This is a genomic window from Paenibacillus tundrae (assembly GCF_030812775.1).
GTDB lineage: Bacteria > Bacillota > Bacilli > Paenibacillales > Paenibacillaceae > Paenibacillus > Paenibacillus tundrae_A.
This window is the reverse complement of record NZ_JAUSTI010000007.1, coordinates 110,432-134,275: the sequence shown is the minus strand read 5'-3', so window position 1 is coordinate 134,275 and position 23,844 is coordinate 110,432. Positions and strand designations below refer to the sequence as shown.

The following is a 23,844-nucleotide window of genomic DNA, read 5'->3' as shown; positions in this document are numbered from 1 at the left end:
TCCATGCAACTTACGGTAAAAGAAGCTTTGCAGGTATATCCTTTATCCGAGGCGAAATTGGTCGCAGGTGGAGAGGGAACTTCACGGATGATGAAATCCGTCAATGTCATGGACGCTCCAGATATCGCGGATTGGATTAAATCGGGAGAGCTGTTATTTACGACAGCTTTTATTATGAAAGACAATGAGACGGATGCGTTGCATCTGATGCGTAGGTTGAATGATCGTGGCTGTGCAGGCCTTGGTATTAAGCTTGGTCGTTTTTGGGATTGTATTCCGCAGGGCATTATTGATGAAGCTGATCGCTTGCGTCTGCCGCTTCTCGAACTCCCGTTTCAATTCACATTCTCAGATCAGATGAATGCTTTATTCAAAGTAGAGCACGAGCGCACGCATCGTTTGCTGCATGAAGTGGTACAGAAGCAGAAGAAGCTCATGCATTTTGCTCTGCAACAGCAACAGCACCGGAACGTATTTGCAGAGCTTGCCACCATATTAAACTACCCCATTACTGTCATTGGGTCACGAGGACATGTATTGTACGGCAGTGATGGAATATCAGGCGATGCCACCGCTCAAGGCTGGCCGTGGAAATCTATTATGCATCGTGTAAAGTGGAACCAAGGTAGCTGTCATCGTGTACCGATCAAGCAAAGCGATGAGCAATACGGATTTTTGCTTGTATTCACAGATTCTGCCCTATCACTGCGAGCGGAGGAAGAGTTGTTCCAACAAGCAGCAGATGTACTTGCTTTTTATATGGATATGACGTATCGCGAACATATTAATCCGACAGTACAAGATGAGATGCGTACGTTGCTTACACAGTACTTGGAGCATAAATTGAGTGTTGAGGAATTAACAAAGATGAGTGAGAACAAGGGTGTTCATCTCTTTCAAGGCACATATCAGTGTGTGCTGATTACGCTAGAGCCTTCCGTTTTTGCAGAGGGAAAATTGTTGAAGCAGATTCATCGTGAGCTGCAATATAACCCATTAATGCAATTTACGGCTTCACAGCACTTCCAGATTGAAGATGCCATCCTGTCCATTTATACCTGTCCAACAGGTCGGGACTATGGTGAGGAACTATCTAGTTTTCTGCTTAGTCGATTCGCCGACGTGCTGAAAGCACAAGACGCCAAAGGGGAGCCCTCCCCACGCTTCTGGATATCCAAAATGAAGCATGAGCCGAAGTCGCTCCGTGAAGCTTACCAGGAGTGTCTGGATACGCGTCAACTGGCGCGTCGATTCGGGATGAAGGATCGAGCCCTTCAGTTTGAAATGTTGGAATTCGCCTATGTGTTTCAATATGTACCGGATAACATTATGGAGAATTACTGCAACAAAGTATTAGAACCGTTATTAGTACGAGAAGGGGATCCTAATCAGGTCTTGATGAATACATTGGAATCTTTCATTGAAAATGATGGGTTAATTAATGAAGCAGCGAAGCAATTATATGTACATCGTAATACGGTTACCTACCGGATGGAGAAGGTTGGCAGCTTATTGCAGATGGACTTTAAGAAGACGAATGATCTGCTCAAATTAAAGCTGGTATTCACTTTCCGTAAGTTTATTCGTGATAAGACCACGATTAGACCTTGAAGTGAACTGGAATTAAGGTTGTGCAATGTTCCAAAAGGACATTTCTTCACATTATCAACCGTAATCTCATGAGAGATTACGGTTTCTTTTGTGTTTTCCGACTATGAAGGAGGTGTGTTCCGTGCATTATAACCAAATTACAAACTTCATGTTATGTTATATGACAAAATTACGTCATTGTCATTGCTGTGTGATAAGGCGATACGTAAAATGAAGAACAACAATTCACAGTAGACCGGAGGTTATCACATGAGCGAATTCATTAAACTCGTTAACAACTGGTCTATCACACAGTTTATGCATACGTTTGGCGGTTTGTTTGAGGAATCACCTTGGGTGGCAGAGCTTACTTGGCCAACAAGACCATTCAATTCATTCGAACAGATGATGAAAGTCATGACGAGTATGGTTATGGTTTCGAACGAGGACGCACAGCTAGAACTGTTGCGTAAACACCCTGATCTTGGAGCTAGAATTCACATGAGTAATCATTCGGTGAACGAACAGTCCGGTGCTGGTCTTGATCATCTAACCGAGGCACAGTACAACGAACTCCGAGAATTAAATCAAGAATATACAAGCCGATTCGGTTTTCCTTTTATATTGGCAGTGAAGGGTCATACAACAGATTCAATTCTGGAAGCGATCCGGCAACGTAATCACCGCAGTCCTGAAGAAGAGTTCCAAACCGCACTCCAAGAGGTTTTCAAAATTGCTTCCATCCGTCTGGAGCAATGGATAGATCAAATGGGAGATGAACAGGAATTAGTAGTTCGAGCTGCAAAGAAGCAGCAACGAACGATGTATTACGGAAAAGGGGACATCTGGGTCTATCGTTCCTATGCGAAGCCGTTAACTGGAATACAGGTAATCCCTGAATCTCCTTTTGGCGGAAGGAGTAATATTTTGTTCGGTATGAACGTTAAAGTCGCGATACAGGGGGAGCATTTATTGCCTTTTTTTGCAGGATCGAATCTTTCCGATTTCCTTCCGACCGAAGCTATGAATCAGTTCATTTTAAAGCATGCTTCCGCATACACCGGCGCTACCATGGAGGGGTTTCTCGCCTATGTAAGTGAGCGATTTCTTGTAACCTACCCGCAGATAACTAAAATTCAGATGACAGGAGATCAGATTCTCTTTGAGGATACTCCGATTCAAACAGAAGGTGGTTATCAAGTAAGCGACCTGGTATTTCGTTATTCGCAGAATGATCGAGCCACGGCAGCGATTGAAGCACAACATGTTGGTGATCGCGTAGAGCTGAACAATCACTTTAGTGGGATTGCCGATCTTAGGCTTATCAAGGTTGAAGGTAATGAACTAGCAGATCACAGGCGTGCAACATTTACAGCATCGTCAAAAGCAATGAATCGTCCGCTTGCTCTCTATCTAAGTGTGAACTGGCGTTACGCAGATCCAAGAGACGGGATACATGATGAACGGGGTCGTTACGTTCCTGCGGAGCAAGTGAGAGATGTAGCTGCTACTGTATTCCATGATAGTACATCGCCATCAATTGAACATCTGCTGTATCAGATTGGACACCGGTTGCTAAGTCGATTTGATCAATTGTGTGAGGTGTCCTTTGAATCCAATAGCCGAACGTGGGAGAACATTGTGAGTGTAATTCAGGAAAGCGAGAGTTCTCCAAGGGGAGCTGTATATACAGAGCCTAACCCTTCATATGGATTTCAGGGCTTCTCCATGACACGAGACGATCTGGAGAGTCATCCGCTCAACTCCAAGGAAGAAGGTGCATGATGACTACAGCATTTACGGGACGAATTACAACACATGTGTTAGATACATCCCGTGGCATTCCTGCTGATGGGGTTTCAATTGCGCTATATGCCCTAACCAGGGATGTAGACGGGGAAATTAGAACCAAGATTGCAGAATCCATGACCAACCTTGACGGAAGATTAGACACTCCATTGATCGGTAACGGAGAACTGAGTATAGGCATTTATGAAATTCAGTTTAATGTCGAAAGTTATTATGCGCAGCGACCTTTGGGTGAAATGGCGCAGACGTTATGGGGAGTGGTACCGATTCGATTCACGGTATCGGATGCGACAAGTCATTATCATATTCCATTGTTAATTGCTCCAGGTGGCTACAGTACATACCGAGGAAGCTAACTGAACCGCTTCTGGCAGCTGTTCAACCATAAATGGTTCTCAAACGTGTTACAGAGGAGGTTGAATGATGACAGAATTTGACGTTCAACCACAACCGGGGTCGCCTGAAGACTATGTTCCTTTACCTGAACTGGAGCTTGTAGAATTACAAGCAATGCTGGATTGGCTATCCACCTACGGAGCAGATGCACAGGGCGGCGTCACTCGTTTATTGTATGACAACGCTTGGTCTGAAGCACAGCATGCTCTAGCCAAACAGATGGCAGACAAAGGTTTGGTTCCAACGTTCGATCAGTCAGGCAACTTATATGGAACATTGAACAGTGAGGGATCAGCATCCTTCGATGAGGATAGAAAAGCTCCTTATCCCATTGTTACTGGTTCTCATATCGATTCAGTAGTTCATGGCGGAAAATATGATGGAGCATACGGTATTGTAGCCGGCATCCTAGCGTTGGAATACTTACACAAACACTTCGGTAGACCGAAGCGGACACTAAAGGTCGTGTCACTTTGCGAAGAAGAAGGCAGCCGATTTCCCTTTGCATATTGGGGATCAAGGAGCATAACCGGTGTGACAACATTGGAGGAAGTTCAGCACCTGCTTGATCAACAGGGAGTATCCTTTTCTCAAGCGATCTTGGAGGCTGGTTTTGGACCAGATCGTGGCTTGGAACCAGCTGCTCAAACCTATGGTGCATTTATTGAGCTCCATATTGAGCAGGGTCAAGTATTGGAACGGCACTCCCGGTCGATTGGTATTGTATCCGATATCGTAGGCCAGAGAAGATATAACATTACCGTTATAGGTGAGGCGAACCATGCAGGTACTACACCCATGTTATGGCGTAAAGACGCACTTGCGGGTGCGGCAGACATGATTGTTGCGATTCGAAGGATTGCCCTGCAGACAGGCGAGCCGTTCGTAGCTACGGTGGGTCGCATTGTGGCAGAGCCGGGTGTGGGTAATGTCGTAGCGGCCAAAGCTACATTCTCTCTTGATATTCGACATGTCAGACAAGAGATCTTAGATCGTTGTTGGCAGGATATGTTACAGGCTTTCCGACGTATTGCTGCTGAAGACCAGCTTCGTTTCAAATGGGAAGAACACCTCTCGGTTACACCAACCCCTATGAATGAGAAGATCCAGCAAGATATCCAAGAAATCTGTGAACGTGAGCAAATTTCTTATCTGCATATGCCCAGCGGGGCAGGACATGATTCGCAGATTTTCCAGTCGGCTTGTCCAACAGCGATGATTTTTGTACCAAGTCAACAGGGCATCAGTCATAACCCTCGTGAATTTACAACTGAAACGGATCTAATGAATGGGCTTCGGGTACTGGTTCGCTTGCTCTATAAATATGGCTATGAGGATTGAAGGACATATTTTTTTATCGTTTACCATTTACCATTAGGTAAATCCATATAGACGGAGAGACCGAGCTACATTTTTAGAACGGGAAAGGAGGAGCTGTATGCAGAATCAAATGCCGATATCAAGAGGGAATATGGTGACTTCTCCTCATTACCTGGCAAGTGCAGTGGGAAGCACAATCCTTGGACAGGGTGGAAATGCTTATGATGCAGCAATCGCGGTAAGTGCGGCACTCGGGGTGGTGTATCCACATATGACAGGCCCAGGAGGAGATGCCTTCTTCCTTATGCATGATGGAGCTACGGGAGAGATTACGGGTTATAACGGAAGTGGTCGCGCTGCCGCAGGGATCAATGCAGCTACTTTCAAATCGATGGGCATGACCTCAATTCCCGTGCGGGGTGTGCTGAGTGCAATTACGGTGCCTGGCATGGTCGATGCTTGGTGGGAAGTCTGGTCACGCTATGGAAGGCTGCCCTGGGCGCAGTTGCTCGAACCCGCCATTCGTTATGCAGAGATAGGGTGTCCCGTATCACGTGATCTCCGTATATGGCTGGAACGTAATGAAGCGTTGATCATGGAGCAGACGTCGCTTCGAGCGTCATTCGCTCCATTGGGCACACTTTTGCAAGAAGGAGAGCTACTGGTTCAGCCGGAGCTAGCCTCTTCTCTGCGTATGATTCAAGCGGATGGCCGAGAGAGCTTTTATAACGGAGAACTGGCGAATCGTCTAACATCAGCTATTCGTGAAGATGGTGGCATGCTCGCACCTATTGATTTTGCTAGTCACAAAGGCGAGTGGGTGGAGCCAGTCAGCACAGATTATCGTGGATATGAAGTACATCAGATGCCTCCCAACTCCCAAGGCTTCTCCCTGTTAATGATGCTAAATATGCTTGAACATGTTGATCTGTCTTCAGTTCCGCGGACATCACCAGAGTTCTATCATCTTGTGACAGAAGTGGTGAAGAAGGTTTTTCGAGACAGGGATCGATATCTTACAGATCCGGACTTTAGAGACATCCCGTTAGATCGTCTGTTATCCAAAGAATATGGGGATGAGCTATGGAGTGAGATTCACACATTCCCACCTGTGGCTCAACCCTTTTTATCTAAAATGATTGGTCAGGATACTGCTTATGCTGCAGTGGTGGATCAGGAAGGGAACGCAGTGTCGTTTATCCAGAGTCTATATTTCGATTTTGGTTCAGCGTATGTGCCTGGAGATACAGGTGTTATTATGCAGAATCGTGGATCTTTTTTTTCACTAAATTCGCTGGATGCGAACGTCCTAGAGCCTGGCAAAAGAACCTTCCATACACTTATGCCTGGGCTCGTCACACATCATGGGAAACCGTATATGCTTCTAGGCACACAAGGAGGAGAGGGGCAGCCTCAGACCCAGATATCTATTATTTCCGGTGTGATTGACTATGGATTGACGATTCAAGAGGCGATTAATCTGCCTCGCTGGTTGTACGGCCGGACGTGGGGAGAGAAAAGTGATCAGCTGCGCGTGGAGAACCGATATCACAATGACATATGCGAGACCCTTACAAGCTGGGGGCATAAAGTAGAAGTTAGAGCACCGTGGGATGACGTTATGGGGCAGTCGCAGGGTATTTTGATCAGTGCAGATGGAATGATCAGTGGCGCCGCAGACCCAAGAGGAGATGGTATGGCTATCGGCTGGTAACATGTCATTTATAGTGCCTAATGATACTAATAACAATCAAATGATGAATAGTAACAACGCCGTAAATAGAGACGGATTGCGAAATGATGGGGGAGATTACGATGGGAACAATTCTACTAAAAGGCGCACAGTTAGTCACGATGAATGCAGCGGAGGACGTATTCACTGGAGATCTACTAATAGAAGATAACAAAATCAAAAAAATCGCCGTGAATATTAATGTTGAAGCAGATCAAGTCATAGATGCGCATGGCAAAGTGCTCCTGCCTGGTTTTATTCAGACCCATATTCATCTGTGTCAAACCTTATTTCGAGGACGAGCGGACGATCTAGAATTAATGGATTGGCTACGTCAACGGATCTGGCCGCTTGAAGCAGCACATGATGAGGAATCCGTGTATTATTCGGCTATGCTTGGCTTAGGCGAGTTAATCTCAAGTGGAACCACAACCATTCTGGATATGGAGACTGTGCATCATACCGAATCAGCGTTTCAGGCCATGGCTGAGAGTGGAATACGTGTAATCTCAGGTAAGGTTATGATGGATCATGGTGATGAAGTTCCTGAACCTTTGCGTGAAAATACCGCTACTTCCTTACAGCAAAGTGTGGATCTGTTGGAGAAATGGAACGGGTTCGGCGGTGGACGGATTCAATATGCATTTTGTCCACGGTTTGTAGTGTCATGCACTGAAGAACTGCTAATCGAAGTTCGTGATCTATCGAACCAATATCATGTGAAGGTGCATACGCATGCTTCTGAGAATCGCGGAGAGATTGAGCTGGTTGAACACGAGCGCGGAATGCGTAACATCGTCTACCTTGACCATATCGGATTGGCTAATCCTAGGCTGGTGCTGGCTCATTGTGTATGGCTCAGTGAAGAAGAGAAGGAGATCATCCGTAAACGTGGTGTCAAAGTCACCCATTGTCCGGGTTCAAATATGAAGCTATCTTCCGGTATTGCGGATATTCCTGATCTGCTGAATCGACAAATCGCAGTAGGGATTGGTGCGGATGGGGCTCCGTGTAACAATAACCTGGATATGTTTCAGGAAATGCGCCTAACTGCGCTAATTCAAAAGGTACCACATGGACCAACCGTTATGGATGCACGTACTGTGCTGCGCATGGCAACCATGGGAGGTGCAGAAGTACTTGGCATGTCCAAGGAGATTGGAAGCCTTGAAGTTGGCAAAAAGGCAGATATGGTTCTGCTGGATTTGGATGATTTCCATACCTATCCCTCATATGAGACAGATGTGTATTCGCGTGTAGTTTACTCAGCGACTCGTAGCTGTGTAGACACCGTCATTATAGATGGAGCTATTGTGCTGAACCATCGTAAGATCCAAACCATTGATCGAGGCATTGTCCTGCGTGAGTCGAATAAGAGCATTGCCAGATTGATGAAGCGGATCTAATCGATCTAACGAATTCAAAGTGTAGTGAACATACATTCATCTTGGAGCATAAACGGGTTACAAGAGAGGTGGAGACGAATATGGAGATGCATGATCTGAGTGCAATTGTAGCGAAATGTACCAACCGCTACGTACTTGCCACAGCGATCAAGGTAGAGGGTCATGCTTATCGTAAACAAGGTGTCTCTATGCTTTTGACCGAAGATGGCAGCATGTATGGTAGCATCAGCCCAGGATGCCTGGAAAGTGATCTACAGGCACGTGTGGAGCGCATTCTAGATACTGGACAGCTGGAGATCGTGGAATATGATATGCGTCCCGAAGATGATCTGTCTTGGGGAGAGACGGTTGGCTGTGGCGGAATGGTGATTGTACTGCTTGAGCCAGTTCAAGGCAAGCTGCACGCCATGTTAGTGGCGATGAACGAATATTTGCACACGGGCACTCCTGTTGAATTTACGCGTATATTTCAACAGGGGTTCTCCAAGATGGATTATCGACTGAGTCTCATACGCATAGAGGGTGACAAGGTTCATATTGATGAATCGGAACAGATTGCATTAATGGAGCACATTCGAATGAACGAATCTAACCATGCTAAATCTCAGCCTATATCAATGCTGAATGAAATAGAAGTTGTGCGCAATGAGCGTAAGCTTGAATCAGGCTCAGTGGAAGCCAATCCGTGGGATTTACCCTCTCAATTTACTTCCACTTATTATGCTAAACCTCGCTTAATTGTTATTGGCGCAGGTAATGATGTGCTCCCTGTAGTGAAGCTTGCCCAACTGGGAGGCTTTCGCATCGTGGTTGCTGACTGGAGAGAGTCGCTGTGTACTGCTGAACGTTTTCCTGACGTGGCGTTGTGTCTAGGATTTCCGCGCGAGATTCTGTCAGTTCTTCAGTTCCAGAGAGACGATCACATTCTCTTGATGAGTCATCAATTCCCAAGGGAACGAGAAGTGCTGGAGCTTCTGGTAGGCGTGGACTATGCATATCTAGGTATTATGGGCTCGAAGACAAGAACAGAGCGTCTATTAAACGGATTACCACCATTATCCCATGTTCATTCTCCTGTTGGATTAAGCATCGGAGCAGAAGGGCCTGATGAGATTGCTATAAGTATTGCCGCAGAGCTTATTGCCAGTAAACGGAGCGTGGCTGCCTCGCGTCGAAAGGCTCAGAAGGAGGTTAAACATGGGACTGACGGGTATTCTGCTCGCAGCAGGTAAAAGCTCTCGCTTGGGTCGGGATAAATTGTCAGTGGTGATGCCGGACGGAAGGTCTTTGGCTGCGTGGTCTCTAGAGGCCGCACTGAGCTCTAAGTTAGAGCGGGTTATATGTGTTGTCAAACCAGAGGATACTTTATCGTGGATACCAAGACGGTGGCTGTGTTCAGCATCTTATGCTTATCAACCTGAGGTGAAGCTGCTGATCTCCGTCTGTGATGATTATGCCATGGGCATGGCTCACTCGTTACATTGTGGCATACGATATGCAAAGCAATATGAGCCAGATGGGTATATGGTGATACTGGCAGATCAGCCACTTATAGAAACTCAGCAGATTAACGAGATCATAACGACCTTCGAAACGAATAAACATTCCGATTATGTTGCAGCCACAGATTGCTCAGCTGCTAAACCTCCTGTTGCTTTTCGCTCACATCTGCTTACTCAACTCTTAGCTCTTCGTGGTGATGAGGGAGCAAGAAGAATCATGCGCAACTTCCAATTCACCGCCACTTACGTCCCATTATCCGCTACTAGCTTCTGGGATGCGGATACGGAAGATGAGTTAGCACGGATCGTGCACTATATGGAGCATTTTCATCCATCATGAGATACACACTTAATATAATCGAAGCATAGGGAGGGGAACTAACATCATCTTATCGGACTTCACCCTACCTTTAATAGAGCTACCAGTCCAATGGGCTGGTCTATTTGTGTTTTACTCTGTCATAGTTAGATCGTTCTATCATGCATTGAGCACAATTCTGACTTTTGTTTTATACATTTATCCAAAAGCATGTAAACATAATTGACGTTATAACCGTACTCCAATATGATTTGAACAATTATTCGGATCGTATAGGCAATTCATATGCCAAACATGACGCATAATCGGACGAATTAAACGTATCAACGACATATGGGTCATAGCCAACCTCCTGTTAATGGAAGAGAGAGAAAGGAGTGGGATGATGGTCATGCCAGCGTACGGATCAGGCGCGATGCCAACAGTATGGCAGCCCCAGGATTTACATGAACTGAGCGAGCTGAGGAATAGGCTTCAGGGTAGGTATTGTTATACTGCTGGTGGAACGTTACTTCGAACGCAGTGGGAGGGTGGTTTAGTTGCTTCTCCTGAACATTTGATATGCCTTTCTAAGCTTCCGGGTGTAAGTGACATATATGCTGAAGAGCAGCAGCTGGTGATTGGTGCATTGACTCATCTGAACAGTTGTGAGGCAGATACGTTGATGGCATATTTTCCGCTCTTGCAAGAGGCTATTCGCGTGATCGCTGCCCCTTCCATCCGAAATGTAGCAACGTTAGGTGGCAATATTGTATCGGGTGTGGGTGACACGATTCCAGCCTTATTAGTTTACGATGCGCAGTTATGTTGGATGACAGATCGAGGTCTAGAAATATGTAGCTTGGCCTCATGGCTAAGCGGAGGACAGGATGGACGTCGGAATCCGGAAGATGTCCTGGTCTCTATTCATCTACCGATGCAAGACAAGGACTCGCTGGCAGTTGATATGGATCACCATAGTCCATACATGAAGGAGATAAGCTACTATCGCAAACTAGGACGGCGTGAAACTTTTAGCGCCTCTCTGGTGACAGTGGCAATGCATGGTGAAATTGGCGTGGATGGTCGTTGGAAACGGATTGCGATCGCTGCAGGTGGAGGATCGGGTATGGCGATGCGATTGCCTCTCTGCGAAAAGCTGCTTCTTGATGAAGTAGCATCGGTAGGGCAAGCAGCGGTTCTTGCATCGATGGTTATGACTGAATTCGTAACATATGGCGATGCATTCGCATCAGAACGATATCGAAAACAGACTGCTGGGAATTTGCTTGCTGCTGGTCTGTGGGAAGCAATGAATTAATTAGAATGTAACACATCGGGAAGGGGGAGAGAGGATGTTGCTGAATCGAGAGGTTAGTGGAAAACGCTGGCATTTGCGCCCAGATGGAATCGGTAAAGTGACAGGACAACTCCAATATCTGTCGGATATGACACACCCGGATATGGTTTATGGAAGAGTGCTTCGAAGCGTCTATCCTTATGCACGGATTATTTCAATTGATACGTCTGAAGCTGAAGCGATAGAAGGTGTTCTAGCTGTTCTTACGTCGAAGGACGTGCCTGGCCTGAATCGGTTTGGGATTGCAACGCCAGATCAACCCGTATTCTGTGAGGATGTTGTTCGTTATGTAGGAGATGCGATAGCAGCGGTGGCTGCCATCACTCCTGAGCGCGCAGCACTTGCTCTGGATGCCATTCGTGTTGAATACGAAGAATTACCTCCATTGGACAGCACGGATGAAGCACTTGCTCCAGGTGCACCTGAACTGCATGAGCATGGACCGGGCAATGTATTACATCGCACCGAAATTAAACGTGGCAAGATAGAGGAAGCTTTTGCAACCTGTGAGCATGTAGTGAGTGAAACGTATTATACCCCTCGCCAGATGCATGCATATATGGAAACAGAGGGGGGGCTTTTTGTCCCTGATGAGTCAGGTAGGCTTCATGTGTATGCAGCTACACAGCACGGGTATAAAGACCGGATGCAGCTCGCACGAATTATTGGTTGCCCCGAGGAAGATATCCGGGTCGTCTCCTCGCCGATCGGTGGTTCTTTTGGTGGAAAAGATGAATTGAACGTGCAGCCTTATGGTGCACTCTTAGCTCTTCGCTGTTTACGGCCTGTGAAGATGCATAATTCGCGGAAAGAATCTGTTCGTGCTGGCCTGAAACGGCATCCGATGAAAATTGAGATGCAAACAGGCATTAGTCGCGAAGGTATTATTCAGGCTCATCGAGTTCGAATTACGGCAGATACCGGTGCATATGCCACGTTAGGAGCGCCCGTGCTTAATTTTGCAACAGAGCATTGTCTTGGTCCTTATTCTATTCCGCATGTTGATGTAGAAGGGGTCTCTGTGTATACCAATAACGGTTTATCTGGTGAATTTCGTGGGTTTGGTGGGAATCAGGCGATCTTTGCAATGGAAGGGCAGATGGATCGTCTGGCAGAAATAATGAGAATGGATCCATGGGAGTTCAGAAGACGAAATATGAGGGGGAAATCAGACCCCGGACCACTCAATCAGCGCATTCTCGTTACAGATGGCTTGTCTCAGGTGTGGGAGGCGATGGAACGCTCTGATCTGTGGCAAAAATATCAACAGCCACCGTCCAATTCGTCATTGCCTCCATGGATCAAACGTGGGGTAGGTGCAGCTCTGGCTATGCATGGCGCGGGGTTAGGCTATGGAATTCCTGATCCAGCTGGAGGGCGCTTATCCTTGAATAAGGATGGCAAGATAGAGGTGGCTTTCAGTTACGAGGAGTTTGGTCAGGGTCTTATTGCTACATTGGAGATTATGCTCTGTGACTTGTTTCAATGCAGCACGTCAGATCTTAGCATCATCATTGGGGATACAGATCGGGTACCACACAGCGGTTCTAGCACGGCATCACGTTCAACCACGATGGCGTGGATGGCGCTGCAACGTTTGCATACACCGTTTCGTTCGAAACTGTTATCAGTCGCTGCGGCGAGTGTTGGGATTGCAGAAGAAGAACTAGTAACCGGACCTGGAGGGATATGGCAGAAAGGTCAGCTACAGTCAAAGGGAATGCTGGTATCCTATGTGGATCTAATGCAGCAGGGTGAAGAGGAAGAATGGATTTTCGATACACAATTCGCCTACCCAACAACGCCAGATCAGGTCGTAGGTGGACACTATCTATACACGTACGCAGCCGTTGCCGCAGAGGTTGAAGTCAACACATTGACTGGTGAGGCCAAGTTACTGGATACGCATCATGTCGTTGCCGCAGGTCCTGTTATCAATCCCATGGGTTTCATTGGACAGATTGAAGGCGGCAGTGTGATGGCACTCGGGTTTACATTAACTGAGGATGCACTCATGCAGGATAGCCGTTATGTAACAACCAACCTGGATACCTACTTAATCCCGACTATTCGAGATATTCATACTGACTTGAAAGTAGAAGCGATTGAAGATCTACCTGATGGCGATCCGTTTGGCCCAAGGGGGATTGGCGAAATTGGATCTGTAGCACTCGCTCCAGCAATAACTGCTGCTATTCAGCAAGCGACAGGTGTATGGGTGAACCGCTTGCCTGTACCGCGTGAACAACTGATGAAGCCTGTCGATGTACCGTTACAGGAAGGAGTGCAACCCTCATGAGTAAACCGCTAGGGAACTACTGGACAGCCGTTGTTAATGGGGAAGAGCAGCAATTACAGGTCACTCCAACGACTAGGCTTGTTGATATTCTGAGGACGCATTTGAATCTAACAGGTACAAAAGTATCTTGCGAGGTAGGTCGCTGCGGGGCATGCATGGTCCTGATGGATGGTAACCCGGTAAATTCCTGCTTATTGATGGCTTATCAATGCCAAGGTCGCGAGATCACAACGATCGAAGGACTGAGCGGAGATCAAGAAAGGAATTTGCACCCCATTCAACAAGCTTTTGTTGAAGAAGGGGGATTTCAATGTGGTTACTGTACGCCCGGAATGGTGATATCTACCAAAGCATTATTGGATCAGCATCCGCAGCCAACGCAAGAACAGATTGAAATTGGTCTCTGTGGCAACTTGTGTCGTTGTACTGGTTATGGCGGTATCCTTCGTGCCGTAAAGAGGGCAGGAGAGAGCCTGTGCTCGCTGGATACGTTAACTAAGAATAAGGGGAAGGAACAAATGGATTATGGTGTAATGGATTCATAGAAGAGTAGGCATAACTAAGGGGTAAGAAGACCGGTGCTGGAGTGAATCTTTCCATAATGCATCCGGTCTTTTCTTACATCCATTCGGTAAACGTTGCATACAGGTTGGGACATGGTGATCAATAAGTATAGCAGCAAGAGCAAAGGGAGAGGAGCAAGTGGATGGTGCTCTGACCTGACCATCATTGTCATCGTAGAGCAAGCAAGCTGGTAGCAGCCGTACATAAATGTGAGATTTTAAGTGACTAAGTCATGACCCTCGATCATGCTCCAACTCTAACGAACTCCGTAGGCCTTATTTGCAGCAAAATTACATGATGGAAATTCTAACGAATCGTCGGCACGTTAACAAGCCTTTTGGGCACGAGCATGACCAATCGTGAATAACTCTCCATGAGCAATTCTGCGGCATATCTCATCAAAGTTCTCTCATAGAGATTATCAAAAAAACCACCCAGATAACTCATTACTGCCCTCCAAGTACAAGTGTAGACTAACTTTTTTTAAAAGTTGTGAAACTATAGATAACTATAAAGGAATGAACGGGACTCAGATCAGAGCGCCTAGCTCCTAAAAAAGACATTCATGACACAATTAATGATGTTCATTTACTCACTCTGAAATTGAACCGTTCATGAAAATTGTAAACGAACTCGAAATATATAACGTAATAAATATTATGTAAACTTATTATTTTCGATATCAGCCATAAGCTGTATCTATAGTCTTTTAGAAATCCATAGGTGGTTTTTGGTGCTCAATGAGATGTTTTTTAGTCTTAAATAATCGAAAACAGGGCACGACATTTATTACCTTAAATTTTCTAGAATTAATGATTATATTAATCAATCGATCGAGTTCTATAATCGTTTTCGATGTTGATCTATAGAAATGGATTGGTAGCTTATATTCTGCAGAAAAGTCTTACTTAATCCATGTTTAACGAACTAACTGCTTAGAAATCAATCCATATACAAGTTAGTTTAATTAATAATGTAATTATATGGTTAAAAAGGGAATTAAAATAACGGAATCATGAGAGACTCACCGTTAAATTTGACTTGAAACTGACGTTAAAAAGCAGGATATACAGTCCTGATCCGCTTATGGCATGATGAAGCGAAAAGATGAGAAATGGGGCTATTACGCGGTTTTTAGATCATTTCCATATGGATTTGCGATGGATTTAGCAGCGCTTTCAATGTATGCTTTTGAAAACTGGAAAGGAAGTGGGAAAATGGAACGCGAACTGGCGTTGGAAATTGTCAGAGTAACAGAATTGGCTGCTTTAGCCTCAGCACCATGGATGGGAAGAGGAGATAAGAACAGCGCAGATGAAGCGGCTACTTTGGCCATGCGCGCCATGTTCGATTCCGTGTCTATTCGCGGCACGGTAGTAATCGGTGAAGGTGAAATGGACGAAGCGCCCATGCTGTATATCGGTGAGGAAGTGGGCAACGCGGAAGGACCTGAGGTAGACGTAGCTGTAGACCCTCTGGAAGGTACAGAAATCGTAGCTAAAGGTCTAAATAATGCTTTATCGGTTATTGCGGTGGCTGGGAAAGGAAACCTGCTCCATGCACCGGATATGTATATGGAGAAGCTAGCTGTTGGCCCTGCTCTGGTAGGCAAGGTCAGCATTGAGGATCCAGTTGAAGTCACTTTGGAAAAGGCAGCGGCCGCGCTGAACAAAAACATTTCGGATTTGACTGTCATGATTCTGGATCGTGTCCGTCACGAAAGTACTATTAAAACGCTACGTAAGGTTGGGGTACGGATCAAATTCCTCAGTGATGGTGACGTTGCAGGTGCGATGGCTCCAGCTTTCCCGGAAGCGGGTATTGATCTGTATGTTGGATCGGGAGGTGCACCTGAAGGTGTCTTGGCTGCTGCTGCATTATCATGCTTAGGTGGCGAAATTCAAGGTCGCTTGATGCCGGCTAATGCCGACGAGTTCCAGCGCTGCTTGCAGATGGGAATTGATAACCCCTATAAAGTATTAACGATGCAAGATATGATCGGGACAGAGGATGTTATTTTTGCTGCAACAGGTGTAACACCAGGTGAAATTCTGGGAGGTGTACGTTATTTAGCGGATGATCGGGCTGAGACGGACTCCATTGTTATGCGCGCCAAAACGAAAACGATCCGTTTCATTCGTTCACAGCATTTCTTGCCGAACAAGGAAGTGTTGCACAAAGTAAGACAGCTACAGTCCATTCCAGAACCGTCTGATCGTATCCCGAGTCATATGAAGACAATGGAACAGGCGGAGTTTAGCCAATCCTCTGTAGACCATAGTTTAATGACTTCAGCAGAACACGGATGAAGGAAACGCTCGCCAGACTAAGAGGATTATAGAATAATATGAACTTTTATTAAATGTACTATTTAGAAGCTAAAAAAGATGAGGATACTGCCTTGCGCAGATCCTCATCTTTTTGTGTCAAAAGCATTGACAACGTTTACAACCCATGAGAAAATGTACGCGCGTACATAAAATGATGAAATTTTAAACTTATATGTGAATCCTGACATGATTAACGATCATGTTTTATTCATTCAGTTCAGTCAAAGGGGGTGAATGTCGTGGCATCACGTAAAGAAGTGGCAGAGCTTGCGGGTGTCTCTGAGGCTACCGTGTCCCGTGTGTTAAATGGAGTTGGGCCGATCAAAGAGGAAACCAAGCGCAAAGTACTTCAAGCTTCTGAGCAACTTGGATACGTTCCGAGTGCACTCGCTCGCAGTTTTGCCAGGAGCAAAAGTGGTAACCTCGGTGTAGTGATGCCTTATGTTCCTAAAGCTCATTTGTTTTCTGCCTATTTCTTCTCTGAAATGTTAAGTGGTATTGGGAACAAAGCGCGGGAAAGTGGAATGGATCTGCTCGTTATGTTTCGAACACCGGATGAGGTCATGAATTACACAGATCTGTTTCGTAGGCAGAAGATAGATGCTTGTATCATTCTCGGTGCAAGAGATGATCCGGGAGAACTGTCGGCACTACAGCAGCTTCATCAGGAAGGGCATCCGTTTTGCGTCATGAACCAGCATTTTGCAGGTCAATCCTTCGTCGAAGTGGATGCGGATCATATTGAGGGTAGCCGGCAAGCGATTCGCCATCTCACCGATCAGGGCTACCGCAAGATTGCTTTTCTCAACGGACCAGACAGCTATTCAAACAGTAAAGAACGGTTGCGGGGTGTTCAGATGGGGATGCAGGAAGCTCAAATGGAGCTAGATCCCAGCCTTTTACTAGAAGGTAACTACAGTAGACGAAGTGGACTGGAAGCTGCGGGGCGCATAGCTGATCGCCTAGATGAGATTGATGCTGTATTTGCAGCAAACGATCGGATGGCCATCGGGGTAATGCATGGGTTGCGCGAGCGTGGTATATCGGTTCAGGATTTCCCTGCTTTTGTAGGGTATGATGACTCCGATGCCGCCGAAATGGCAGTTCCACCGTTGACCAGTGTGCGGGTTCCATTTTACGAGATGGGGGAGCTTGCTGCTAGGAAACTCATTGATGAGAAGGTAGGAATGGCGCCTACGAATCTTTCACGTTTATCTTCAGACTCAACCAGACATCTATTACCTACCGAACTAGTTGTTCGTGCTTCATCGATCCGTTAATGGTAGATAATCACTTGAATTCCCAAGGAGGAAATGATCATGTCAAAACATCTTCGTGTAGGAATGGTCGGATACAAATTTATGGGGAAAGCACACAGTAACGCTTACCGAAGCCTACCCATGTTTTTCCCGTCAGCACCTTTGCAGCCTGAAATGTCCGTCATCTGCGGGCGTAACGAGCAAGGTGTTCAGGAGGCTGCTAACCAGTTCGGGTGGTCTGAGAGTGTAACAGATTGGCGTGAGCTGGTAAAGCGAGATGATATCGATCTTATAGACATTAACGCGCCAAGTGATGCACACAAAGAGATCGCAATTGAAGCTGCACGTCAGGGTAAGCACCTATTCTGTGAGAAACCCTTGGCACTATCACTCGCGGATTCCCGTGAGATGCTCCAAGCTGCCGAGGATGCGGGCATCGCTCACATGGTAGGGTTCAATTATCGTTTCTCCCCAGCAGTGCAGTTAGCCAAAGATCTGGTGCAGAGCGGACGCTTGGGTAAAATCTATCACTTCCGTGCATTTTTCCTGCAAGACTGGATCATGGATCCGTCCTTTCCGCTCGTATGGCGACTGCAAAAAGAAGTCGCTGGCTCCGGCTCGCATGGCGATCTCGGCGCACATCTGATTGACTTAGCTCGCTTCCTGGTAGGGGAGTTCAAGGAAGTTATCGGTATGAGCGAGACATTCATCAAAGAACGTCCACTTGCTTCGGAAATGACGGGATTAAGTGCCAAAGGTAACACAACCAGTGATGCACCGAAAGGCGAAGTCACTGTCGATGACGCAACACTATTCTTGGCGAAGTTCGCAGATGGAGCACTGGGAAGTTTCGAGGCCACACGTTTTGCAGCTGGTCACCGCAGCACTAATTCCTTTGAAATTAACGGCAGTCTCGGCAGTGTACGGTTCGACTTCGAACGAATGAATGAACTGGAAGTCTATTTCACCAAAGATGAAGAAGATGTGCAAGGATTCCGCCGTGTACTCGCAACCGATCCAGCACACAAATATGCCGAAGCTTGGTGGCCTGCTGGACACACGATTGGATTTGAACATACGTTCACTCACGAGATGTTAGAGCTTGTTACTGCGATATCGGAAGGTCGTCAGCCATCACCAAGTTTCCATGACGGTGTAGCTTGTCAAGCAGTGCTTGAAGCTGTTGAGCATTCCATTGATGAGCGACGTTGGGTATCCCTTGAAGAGATGTGAGTCTAAGTGCATGTAGTCTAAACTACCATGATAATTTAGGAAAGCGAGTGATTAGGTGATGAGTAAAGCATTGATCGTATGGGGCGGTTGGGATGGACACGAACCGGAGCAGGTAGCGGCTATTTTTGAACGTATTCTGAAGGAAGAGAAGTTTGAGGTTGAGGTGTCAGATACACTTGAGGCGTATGCAGACGCTGAGAAACTGCTTGGTCTTGATCTGATCGTACCGCTCTGGACAATGGGACAGATTGAACAAGAACTGGTCAACAACGTGTCTGCAGCTGTTCAGAGTGGTGTAGGCTTGGCAGGTCTACATGGTGGGATGTGTGATGCATTCCGTAATAATGTAGATTGGCAATTCATGACGGGTGGCCAGTGGGTCGCACATCCAGGTAACGATGGGGTAGAGTACACCATTAATATGAAACGTGGCTCAAGTCCACTGCTTGACCACATTGAAGATTTTCAAGTAAAAACAGAGCAGTATTATCTTCACGTAGACCCTGCTGTAGAAGTGTTAGCAACAACACGTTTTCCTATCGTTAGTGGCCCTCACGCCGCAAATGGACCTGTAGATATGCCCGTCGTCTGGACGAAGCGCTGGGGAGCAGGGCGTGTATTCTATAATTCACTCGGCCATCATGCCGATATCGTTGAGATGAAGCAGGTAACCGAGATGATGAGAAGTGGCTTCAAATGGACAGCCGCAGGCAAACAACTTGCGAAGCAAAATAAAGAACCAAAGACTGAAGTGTATACAGGTATGGCTGACAACCAAACGTAATGAGATAGAGTGATAGTAGTAGACCTACTAAATGCTGGGTTATAACTAGTGTGCATCAACCATTTTAAGCGTTTACGTATCAGAATAACCATATAAAAACATAATTTTATGTTTCTACATTTCTGTTCGATGGCGAAGGGAGCCCAAGTATGAGCGTTATGAAAGTTGGCATCATTGGCTGTGGTAAAATTAGCGGCATTTATATGGAGAATTGTCATCGGTTTGACGTGCTTGAACTCGTGGCAGTTGCAGATCTAGATCAGAAGCGGGCTGAGGAACAAGCAGCAGCTTATCAAGTTCCCAAAGTGTATACGGTAGAAGAAATACTGGCGGATCCTGAGATTGAACTGATTATCAACCTGACTATTCCTTCCGTTCATGCGAATGTGTGTCTGCAAGCACTGGAAGCGGGCAAACATGTATATGTGGAGAAACCACTTGCGGTTACTCGTGAAGAAGGTCTTGCCGTACTAGAGACAGCCAAAAGAAAAGGATTGTTGGTGGGCTGTGCACCCGAAACTTTCTTCGGTTCAGGCATTCAAACTGCCCTTAAATTAGTTGAAGATGGTGTGATTGGCAAACCTGTTTCGGCAACAGCTTTCATGATGGGCAGAGGTCACGAGCACTGGCATCCGGATCCTGAGTTTTATTATGCATCAGGTGGCGGGCCGATGTTTGATATGGGACCGTACTATCTCACAGCACTGGTGCAACTTCTGGGTCCGATCTCAACTATTGCTGGTATGACGGGCAAAGCAATGAATGAACGGACGATTACGAGTGAGAAAAAGCGAGGACAAACGATTCCTGTTGAGATCCCAACACATGTAACAGGCTTGCTGCAGTTCGAACAGGGCGCTATTGGCACACTCATTACAAGCTTCGATGTATTTGGCGGCAGTGTGTTGCCTCCGATTGAAATTTATGGAACGCATGGTACATTACAAGTACCTGACCCTAATACCTTCGGAGGTCCAGTCCGTTATAGACTTCTTGGAGAGCAAGAATGGACGGAGGTACCCCTACTCTCAGGTTACCAGGAAAATACACGCGGAATTGGTGTAGCAGATATGGCATATGCAGCGCATAGTGGCCGGGCACATCGAGCAAGCGGTGAGCTTGCGTACCATGTCTTAGAAGCTATGTGGGCATTCCATGATTCTTCGGATGACCAGACATTCTATCAAATGAAAAGCACTTGTCAGCGTCCGGCTCCACTGCCGGAGAATCTTCCTCTCTACATGCTTGATCAGTAACTTTACTTATGTTACAAATTGCAGCCTGGTGTCCTTGTATAAAGGGTTCCAGGCTGTTCCTGTTCACTACGGTTAAGCAGGGTGACTTCATTCTGAACGAAAATTAAGCTACAATGGACAATAATATAGAAATGAAAGAGGTAGGTAAGCATGGTACGCTTCGGAGTTGTAGGCACCAACTGGATTACAGAAAGACTACTTGAGGCCGCAGCACAGGTGGAGGGCTTCGCACTGACTGCAGTTTACTCTCGGAGTGCTGAGAAAGCAGATGCATTTGCAGATCAATATAAGGCTGCACACCGATTCACGAATCTCGAAGAGATGGCAGCGAGTGATGAGATTGATGCCGTATATATCGCAACGCCTAATACATATCATGCGGAGCAGGCAGAGTTGTTTCTAAGAAATAAAAAGCATGTATTGTGCGAGAAGCCGCTAGCTGCAAATAGTGAAGAGGTTCGCCGATTAGTGGATGCTGCTCGTGAATCCGGGGTTCTGTTAATGGAAGCGATGAAATCAACACTAGTACCGGCATTCAAAACGGTTCAGTCGAACCTTCATAAAATTGGACCTGTTCGCAAGTATATCGCAGGATACTCCCAGTATTCTTCACGCTATGACAAGTATAAGGAGGGCATTGTGCTAAATGCGTTTAAGCCGGAGCTAGCCAATGGCGCACTTATGGATCTGGGCGTATATTGTTTATATCCATTGATTACGCTGTTTGGTGCACCTAATCAAGTACAATCCCAGGCGTATATGTTGGCATCCGGCGTGGATGGTCAAGGGAGTGTTATTCTGAATTATGATGAGATGGACGCGGTTGTAACCTATTCCAAAATCTCTAATTCACATGTGCCTACTGAAATTATGGGTGAACTCGGCAGTATTTTAATTGATAAAATTGGATCGCCCGAACATGCCGAGATTCGATACAATGATGGTACGGTGGAAAAACTAGAAGCAGAGCAGAATTATCCAACGATGTTCTACGAAGTTCAAGAGTTCGTAAACCTCGTTGAAGCGGGTAAACTAGAATCGGATATGAACACATATGAACGTTCCTATGAAACCATGTTAGTTATGGATCAAATCCGGAAACAAATCGGACTTGTTTTCCCAAATGATAAATAGGTAGAAGGAGGGTTGCCGGATGCAAAAGGTATTAATTCTTGGGGGTACACGGTTCTTCGGCAAACGTCTGGTGGATCACTTGCTGTGGGAAGGGAAATCACAGATCACGGTGGCAACTCGGGGCAAAATGCGTGTGGATTTCGGAAGTGAAGTGAACCGGATTAAGATGGATCGGGAAGATCCACAATCTTTGGCAAAGGTTGCTCAAACAGACCAGTGGGATGTGGTGTATGACAATATCTGTTTTTCACCCGATGCGGCCAAATCGGCATGTGAAGCATTCGCTGGTCGAACCAAAAGATATATTCTAACATCTACACTCTCTGTGTACGGTGATCCGAAACCAGGATTTACAGAGGATGACTTTGATCCATATATTTACCCGTTGCAATATGGGAATCATGAACAGTTTTCTTATGGTGAAGGCAAACGTCTTGCTGAGGCTGTATTTTTCCAAGAAGCCGATTTTCCGGTTGTTGCCATGCGAATTCCGATTGTGTTAGGGATTGATGATTATACAAGACGACTGCATTTTCATATTGAACATGTGCAAAAGGGAAAACCGATTGGCATGCCGAATCCGGAAGCCGAGATTGGATTCATTAATTCCACCGAAGCGGCTAGATTCCTCGCCTGGCTTGGACATTCTTCCATTACTGGGCCGGTTAATGCTGCCTCACAAGGAGCGATTACGTTATCAGAAATGATGAAGTTAATTGAATCCGTAACGGGGATGCAGTCCCAGATTCTATCCGAGACAGGGAAAGAAGATATGTCACCTTTTGGCATAAGTGAATCTTGGACGATGAGCACAGATAAGGCTGAACAAGCAGGTTATACGTTTGAATCATTGATGGACTGGTTCCCTGGTCTCGTTCGCGAAGTGGCTCTGGCTCTACAATCTGAGAGTTAATTACATCCGTCTTTTTTCACCACCTATTGCATATCCTGAAATACCGAGTATAATACTTGGTAAATAGACGAAAAGGGGATGCAATAAACGATGAAAACACATGCTGAAATGAACTCGCTTCTTGTTGACGATTATCTGGATCTCCTGAATATGGCTAAGCAATTAAGGGATATGGAATGGGAACAATCTATTCTAGCTGCATTGAAAGAAGAAGTTGAAGCTAATCGCCATCTGGATTCTATGGAAGTAAGACATGATCTATGGATGCAGTTTGAAGATATAAATGAGCAGATGCACGCATTGTTAATCCAGTTAAAGCATGCAGAGGATGCTGAGGATAAAGAACAGATTATCGAGTCGATCTGGGGATTGAAAGTGGATCGTACTGCGATTACACGCAAGCTTGAAACGATAAGCAGATCTAAATCCGGTCAATCATAATCGCTTCATTTTTATATTAAAATAAAAATAATATACGTGAGCCCACTTGCTTCCTTCCATGGAGATATGCAAGTGGGCTTTTTATATTGATTAAATTAATTGAAGTTGTGTAGAGGCATGAAGTGCATTACTGAACGGTTATTAGTTGTTCGCTTAGGGTTATTTTGATAATGTATGTATAAGATATACAAGATACGTATGGTTTCTAACGATAACGA

At 45.9% G+C, this 23,844-nt stretch carries 20 protein-coding genes; 19 read left to right on the top strand and 1 reads right to left on the bottom strand.

Features of this window, described 5'->3' with window-relative positions; translation table 11 throughout:
* Positions 1-3: 3 nt before the first annotated feature.
* From J2T19_RS14220 to J2T19_RS14170, 11 genes are all read left to right on the top strand, one after another.
* Positions 4-1,611 (top strand): PucR family transcriptional regulator, encoded by a 1,608-nt coding sequence (locus tag J2T19_RS14220; protein ID WP_307216758.1) that lies wholly within the window; start codon positions 4-6, stop codon positions 1,609-1,611.
* 249 nt (positions 1,612-1,860) lie between these two features.
* A complete protein-coding gene (pucL, locus tag J2T19_RS14215; protein ID WP_307216756.1) occupies positions 1,861-3,375 on the top strand; it encodes a factor-independent urate hydroxylase in 1,515 nt (504 codons plus the stop codon).
* On the top strand, positions 3,372-3,755 hold the full coding sequence (gene uraH, locus J2T19_RS14210; RefSeq protein ID WP_307216754.1) for a hydroxyisourate hydrolase: 384 nt from the start codon (positions 3,372-3,374) through the stop codon (positions 3,753-3,755). Before pucL ends, uraH begins: the two co-directional genes overlap by 4 nt.
* A 67-nt stretch (positions 3,756-3,822) precedes the next feature.
* Positions 3,823-5,136 carry a Zn-dependent hydrolase gene (locus J2T19_RS14205; protein WP_307216752.1) on the top strand — a complete coding sequence of 438 codons (1,314 nt, stop codon included), beginning with the start codon at positions 3,823-3,825 and terminating at the stop codon, positions 5,134-5,136.
* 97 nt (positions 5,137-5,233) lie between these two features.
* Positions 5,234-6,829 (top strand): gamma-glutamyltransferase, encoded by a 1,596-nt coding sequence (gene ggt / locus J2T19_RS14200; protein WP_307216750.1) that lies wholly within the window; start codon positions 5,234-5,236, stop codon positions 6,827-6,829.
* Positions 6,830-6,930: 101 nt separating this feature from the next.
* On the top strand, positions 6,931-8,253 hold the full coding sequence (locus tag J2T19_RS14195) for a 5'-deoxyadenosine deaminase (protein ID WP_307216748.1): 1,323 nt from the start codon (positions 6,931-6,933) through the stop codon (positions 8,251-8,253).
* 80 nt (positions 8,254-8,333) lie between these two features.
* Positions 8,334-9,485, top strand: coding sequence for an XdhC family protein (locus J2T19_RS14190; RefSeq protein ID WP_307216746.1), 1,152 nt, complete (start codon positions 8,334-8,336; stop codon positions 9,483-9,485).
* Positions 9,451-10,095, top strand: coding sequence for a nucleotidyltransferase family protein (locus J2T19_RS14185; RefSeq protein WP_307216744.1), 645 nt, complete (start codon positions 9,451-9,453; stop codon positions 10,093-10,095). The genes J2T19_RS14190 and J2T19_RS14185 overlap by 35 nt, the downstream gene beginning before the upstream one ends.
* 337 nt (positions 10,096-10,432) lie before the next feature.
* On the top strand, positions 10,433-11,374 hold the full coding sequence (locus J2T19_RS14180) for an FAD binding domain-containing protein (protein ID WP_307216742.1): 942 nt from the start codon (positions 10,433-10,435) through the stop codon (positions 11,372-11,374).
* Between the two features lie 34 nt (positions 11,375-11,408).
* A complete protein-coding gene (pucD, locus tag J2T19_RS14175) occupies positions 11,409-13,712 on the top strand; it encodes a xanthine dehydrogenase subunit D (RefSeq protein ID WP_307216740.1) in 2,304 nt (767 codons plus the stop codon).
* Complete coding sequence (locus J2T19_RS14170; RefSeq protein WP_307216738.1) at positions 13,709-14,257, top strand: (2Fe-2S)-binding protein; 549 nt, start codon at positions 13,709-13,711, stop codon at positions 14,255-14,257. Before pucD ends, J2T19_RS14170 begins: the two co-directional genes overlap by 4 nt.
* 325 nt (positions 14,258-14,582) lie before the next feature.
* Here the strand turns inward: J2T19_RS14170 and J2T19_RS14165 are convergent, their stop codons facing one another.
* Positions 14,583-14,723 carry a hypothetical protein gene (locus tag J2T19_RS14165; protein ID WP_307216736.1) on the bottom strand — a complete coding sequence of 47 codons (141 nt, stop codon included), beginning with the start codon at positions 14,721-14,723 and terminating at the stop codon, positions 14,583-14,585.
* Between the two features lie 770 nt (positions 14,724-15,493).
* On the opposite strand from J2T19_RS14165, the gene glpX reads away from it, so the two are divergent.
* The 8 genes from glpX (at position 15,494) to J2T19_RS14125 (ending at position 23,626) form a co-directional block, all read left to right on the top strand.
* A complete protein-coding gene (glpX, locus tag J2T19_RS14160) occupies positions 15,494-16,585 on the top strand; it encodes a class II fructose-bisphosphatase (RefSeq protein WP_307217119.1) in 1,092 nt (363 codons plus the stop codon).
* Positions 16,586-16,836: 251 nt separating this feature from the next.
* Entirely contained in the window at positions 16,837-17,886 is a 1,050-nt protein-coding gene (locus tag J2T19_RS14155) for a LacI family DNA-binding transcriptional regulator (RefSeq protein ID WP_307216734.1), read from the top strand.
* Positions 17,887-17,925: 39 nt separating this feature from the next.
* On the top strand, positions 17,926-19,098 hold the full coding sequence (locus J2T19_RS14150; protein ID WP_307216732.1) for a Gfo/Idh/MocA family protein: 1,173 nt from the start codon (positions 17,926-17,928) through the stop codon (positions 19,096-19,098).
* A gap of 58 nt (positions 19,099-19,156) precedes the next feature.
* On the top strand, positions 19,157-19,882 hold the full coding sequence (locus tag J2T19_RS14145; RefSeq protein WP_307216730.1) for a ThuA domain-containing protein: 726 nt from the start codon (positions 19,157-19,159) through the stop codon (positions 19,880-19,882).
* Positions 19,883-20,031: 149 nt separating this feature from the next.
* Positions 20,032-21,138: a Gfo/Idh/MocA family protein gene (locus tag J2T19_RS14140; protein ID WP_307216728.1), complete on the top strand. Its 1,107-nt coding sequence runs from the start codon at positions 20,032-20,034 to the stop codon at positions 21,136-21,138.
* Between the two features lie 150 nt (positions 21,139-21,288).
* Positions 21,289-22,272, top strand: coding sequence for a Gfo/Idh/MocA family protein (locus tag J2T19_RS14135; protein WP_307216726.1), 984 nt, complete (start codon positions 21,289-21,291; stop codon positions 22,270-22,272).
* 19 nt (positions 22,273-22,291) lie between these two features.
* Positions 22,292-23,185 (top strand): NAD-dependent epimerase/dehydratase family protein, encoded by an 894-nt coding sequence (locus J2T19_RS14130; protein ID WP_307216724.1) that lies wholly within the window; start codon positions 22,292-22,294, stop codon positions 23,183-23,185.
* Positions 23,186-23,275: 90 nt separating this feature from the next.
* On the top strand, positions 23,276-23,626 hold the full coding sequence (locus J2T19_RS14125) for a hypothetical protein (protein WP_307216722.1): 351 nt from the start codon (positions 23,276-23,278) through the stop codon (positions 23,624-23,626).
* The last annotated feature ends 218 nt before the right edge of the window (positions 23,627-23,844 follow it).

Coding starts and splice junctions, on each gene's coding strand:
- J2T19_RS14165 (WP_307216736.1), bottom strand. CDS start 14,723: ATGAGTTATCTGGGTGGTTTTTTTGATAATCTCTATGAGAGAACTTTG.
- uraH (WP_307216754.1), top strand. CDS start 3,372: ATGATGACTACAGCATTTACGGGACGAATTACAACACATGTGTTAGAT.
- J2T19_RS14135 (WP_307216726.1), top strand. CDS start 21,289: ATGGTACGCTTCGGAGTTGTAGGCACCAACTGGATTACAGAAAGACTA.
- J2T19_RS14145 (WP_307216730.1), top strand. CDS start 19,157: ATGAGTAAAGCATTGATCGTATGGGGCGGTTGGGATGGACACGAACCG.
- J2T19_RS14195 (WP_307216748.1), top strand. CDS start 6,931: ATGGGAACAATTCTACTAAAAGGCGCACAGTTAGTCACGATGAATGCA.
- J2T19_RS14130 (WP_307216724.1), top strand. CDS start 22,292: ATGCAAAAGGTATTAATTCTTGGGGGTACACGGTTCTTCGGCAAACGT.
- J2T19_RS14185 (WP_307216744.1), top strand. CDS start 9,451: ATGGGACTGACGGGTATTCTGCTCGCAGCAGGTAAAAGCTCTCGCTTG.
- ggt (WP_307216750.1), top strand. CDS start 5,234: ATGCAGAATCAAATGCCGATATCAAGAGGGAATATGGTGACTTCTCCT.
- pucL (WP_307216756.1), top strand. CDS start 1,861: ATGAGCGAATTCATTAAACTCGTTAACAACTGGTCTATCACACAGTTT.
- J2T19_RS14190 (WP_307216746.1), top strand. CDS start 8,334: ATGGAGATGCATGATCTGAGTGCAATTGTAGCGAAATGTACCAACCGC.
- J2T19_RS14140 (WP_307216728.1), top strand. CDS start 20,032: ATGAGCGTTATGAAAGTTGGCATCATTGGCTGTGGTAAAATTAGCGGC.
- pucD (WP_307216740.1), top strand. CDS start 11,409: ATGTTGCTGAATCGAGAGGTTAGTGGAAAACGCTGGCATTTGCGCCCA.
- J2T19_RS14180 (WP_307216742.1), top strand. CDS start 10,433: ATGGAAGAGAGAGAAAGGAGTGGGATGATGGTCATGCCAGCGTACGGA.
- J2T19_RS14205 (WP_307216752.1), top strand. CDS start 3,823: ATGACAGAATTTGACGTTCAACCACAACCGGGGTCGCCTGAAGACTAT.
- J2T19_RS14220 (WP_307216758.1), top strand. CDS start 4: ATGCAACTTACGGTAAAAGAAGCTTTGCAGGTATATCCTTTATCCGAG.
- J2T19_RS14150 (WP_307216732.1), top strand. CDS start 17,926: ATGTCAAAACATCTTCGTGTAGGAATGGTCGGATACAAATTTATGGGG.
- glpX (WP_307217119.1), top strand. CDS start 15,494: ATGGAACGCGAACTGGCGTTGGAAATTGTCAGAGTAACAGAATTGGCT.
- J2T19_RS14125 (WP_307216722.1), top strand. CDS start 23,276: ATGAAAACACATGCTGAAATGAACTCGCTTCTTGTTGACGATTATCTG.
- J2T19_RS14170 (WP_307216738.1), top strand. CDS start 13,709: ATGAGTAAACCGCTAGGGAACTACTGGACAGCCGTTGTTAATGGGGAA.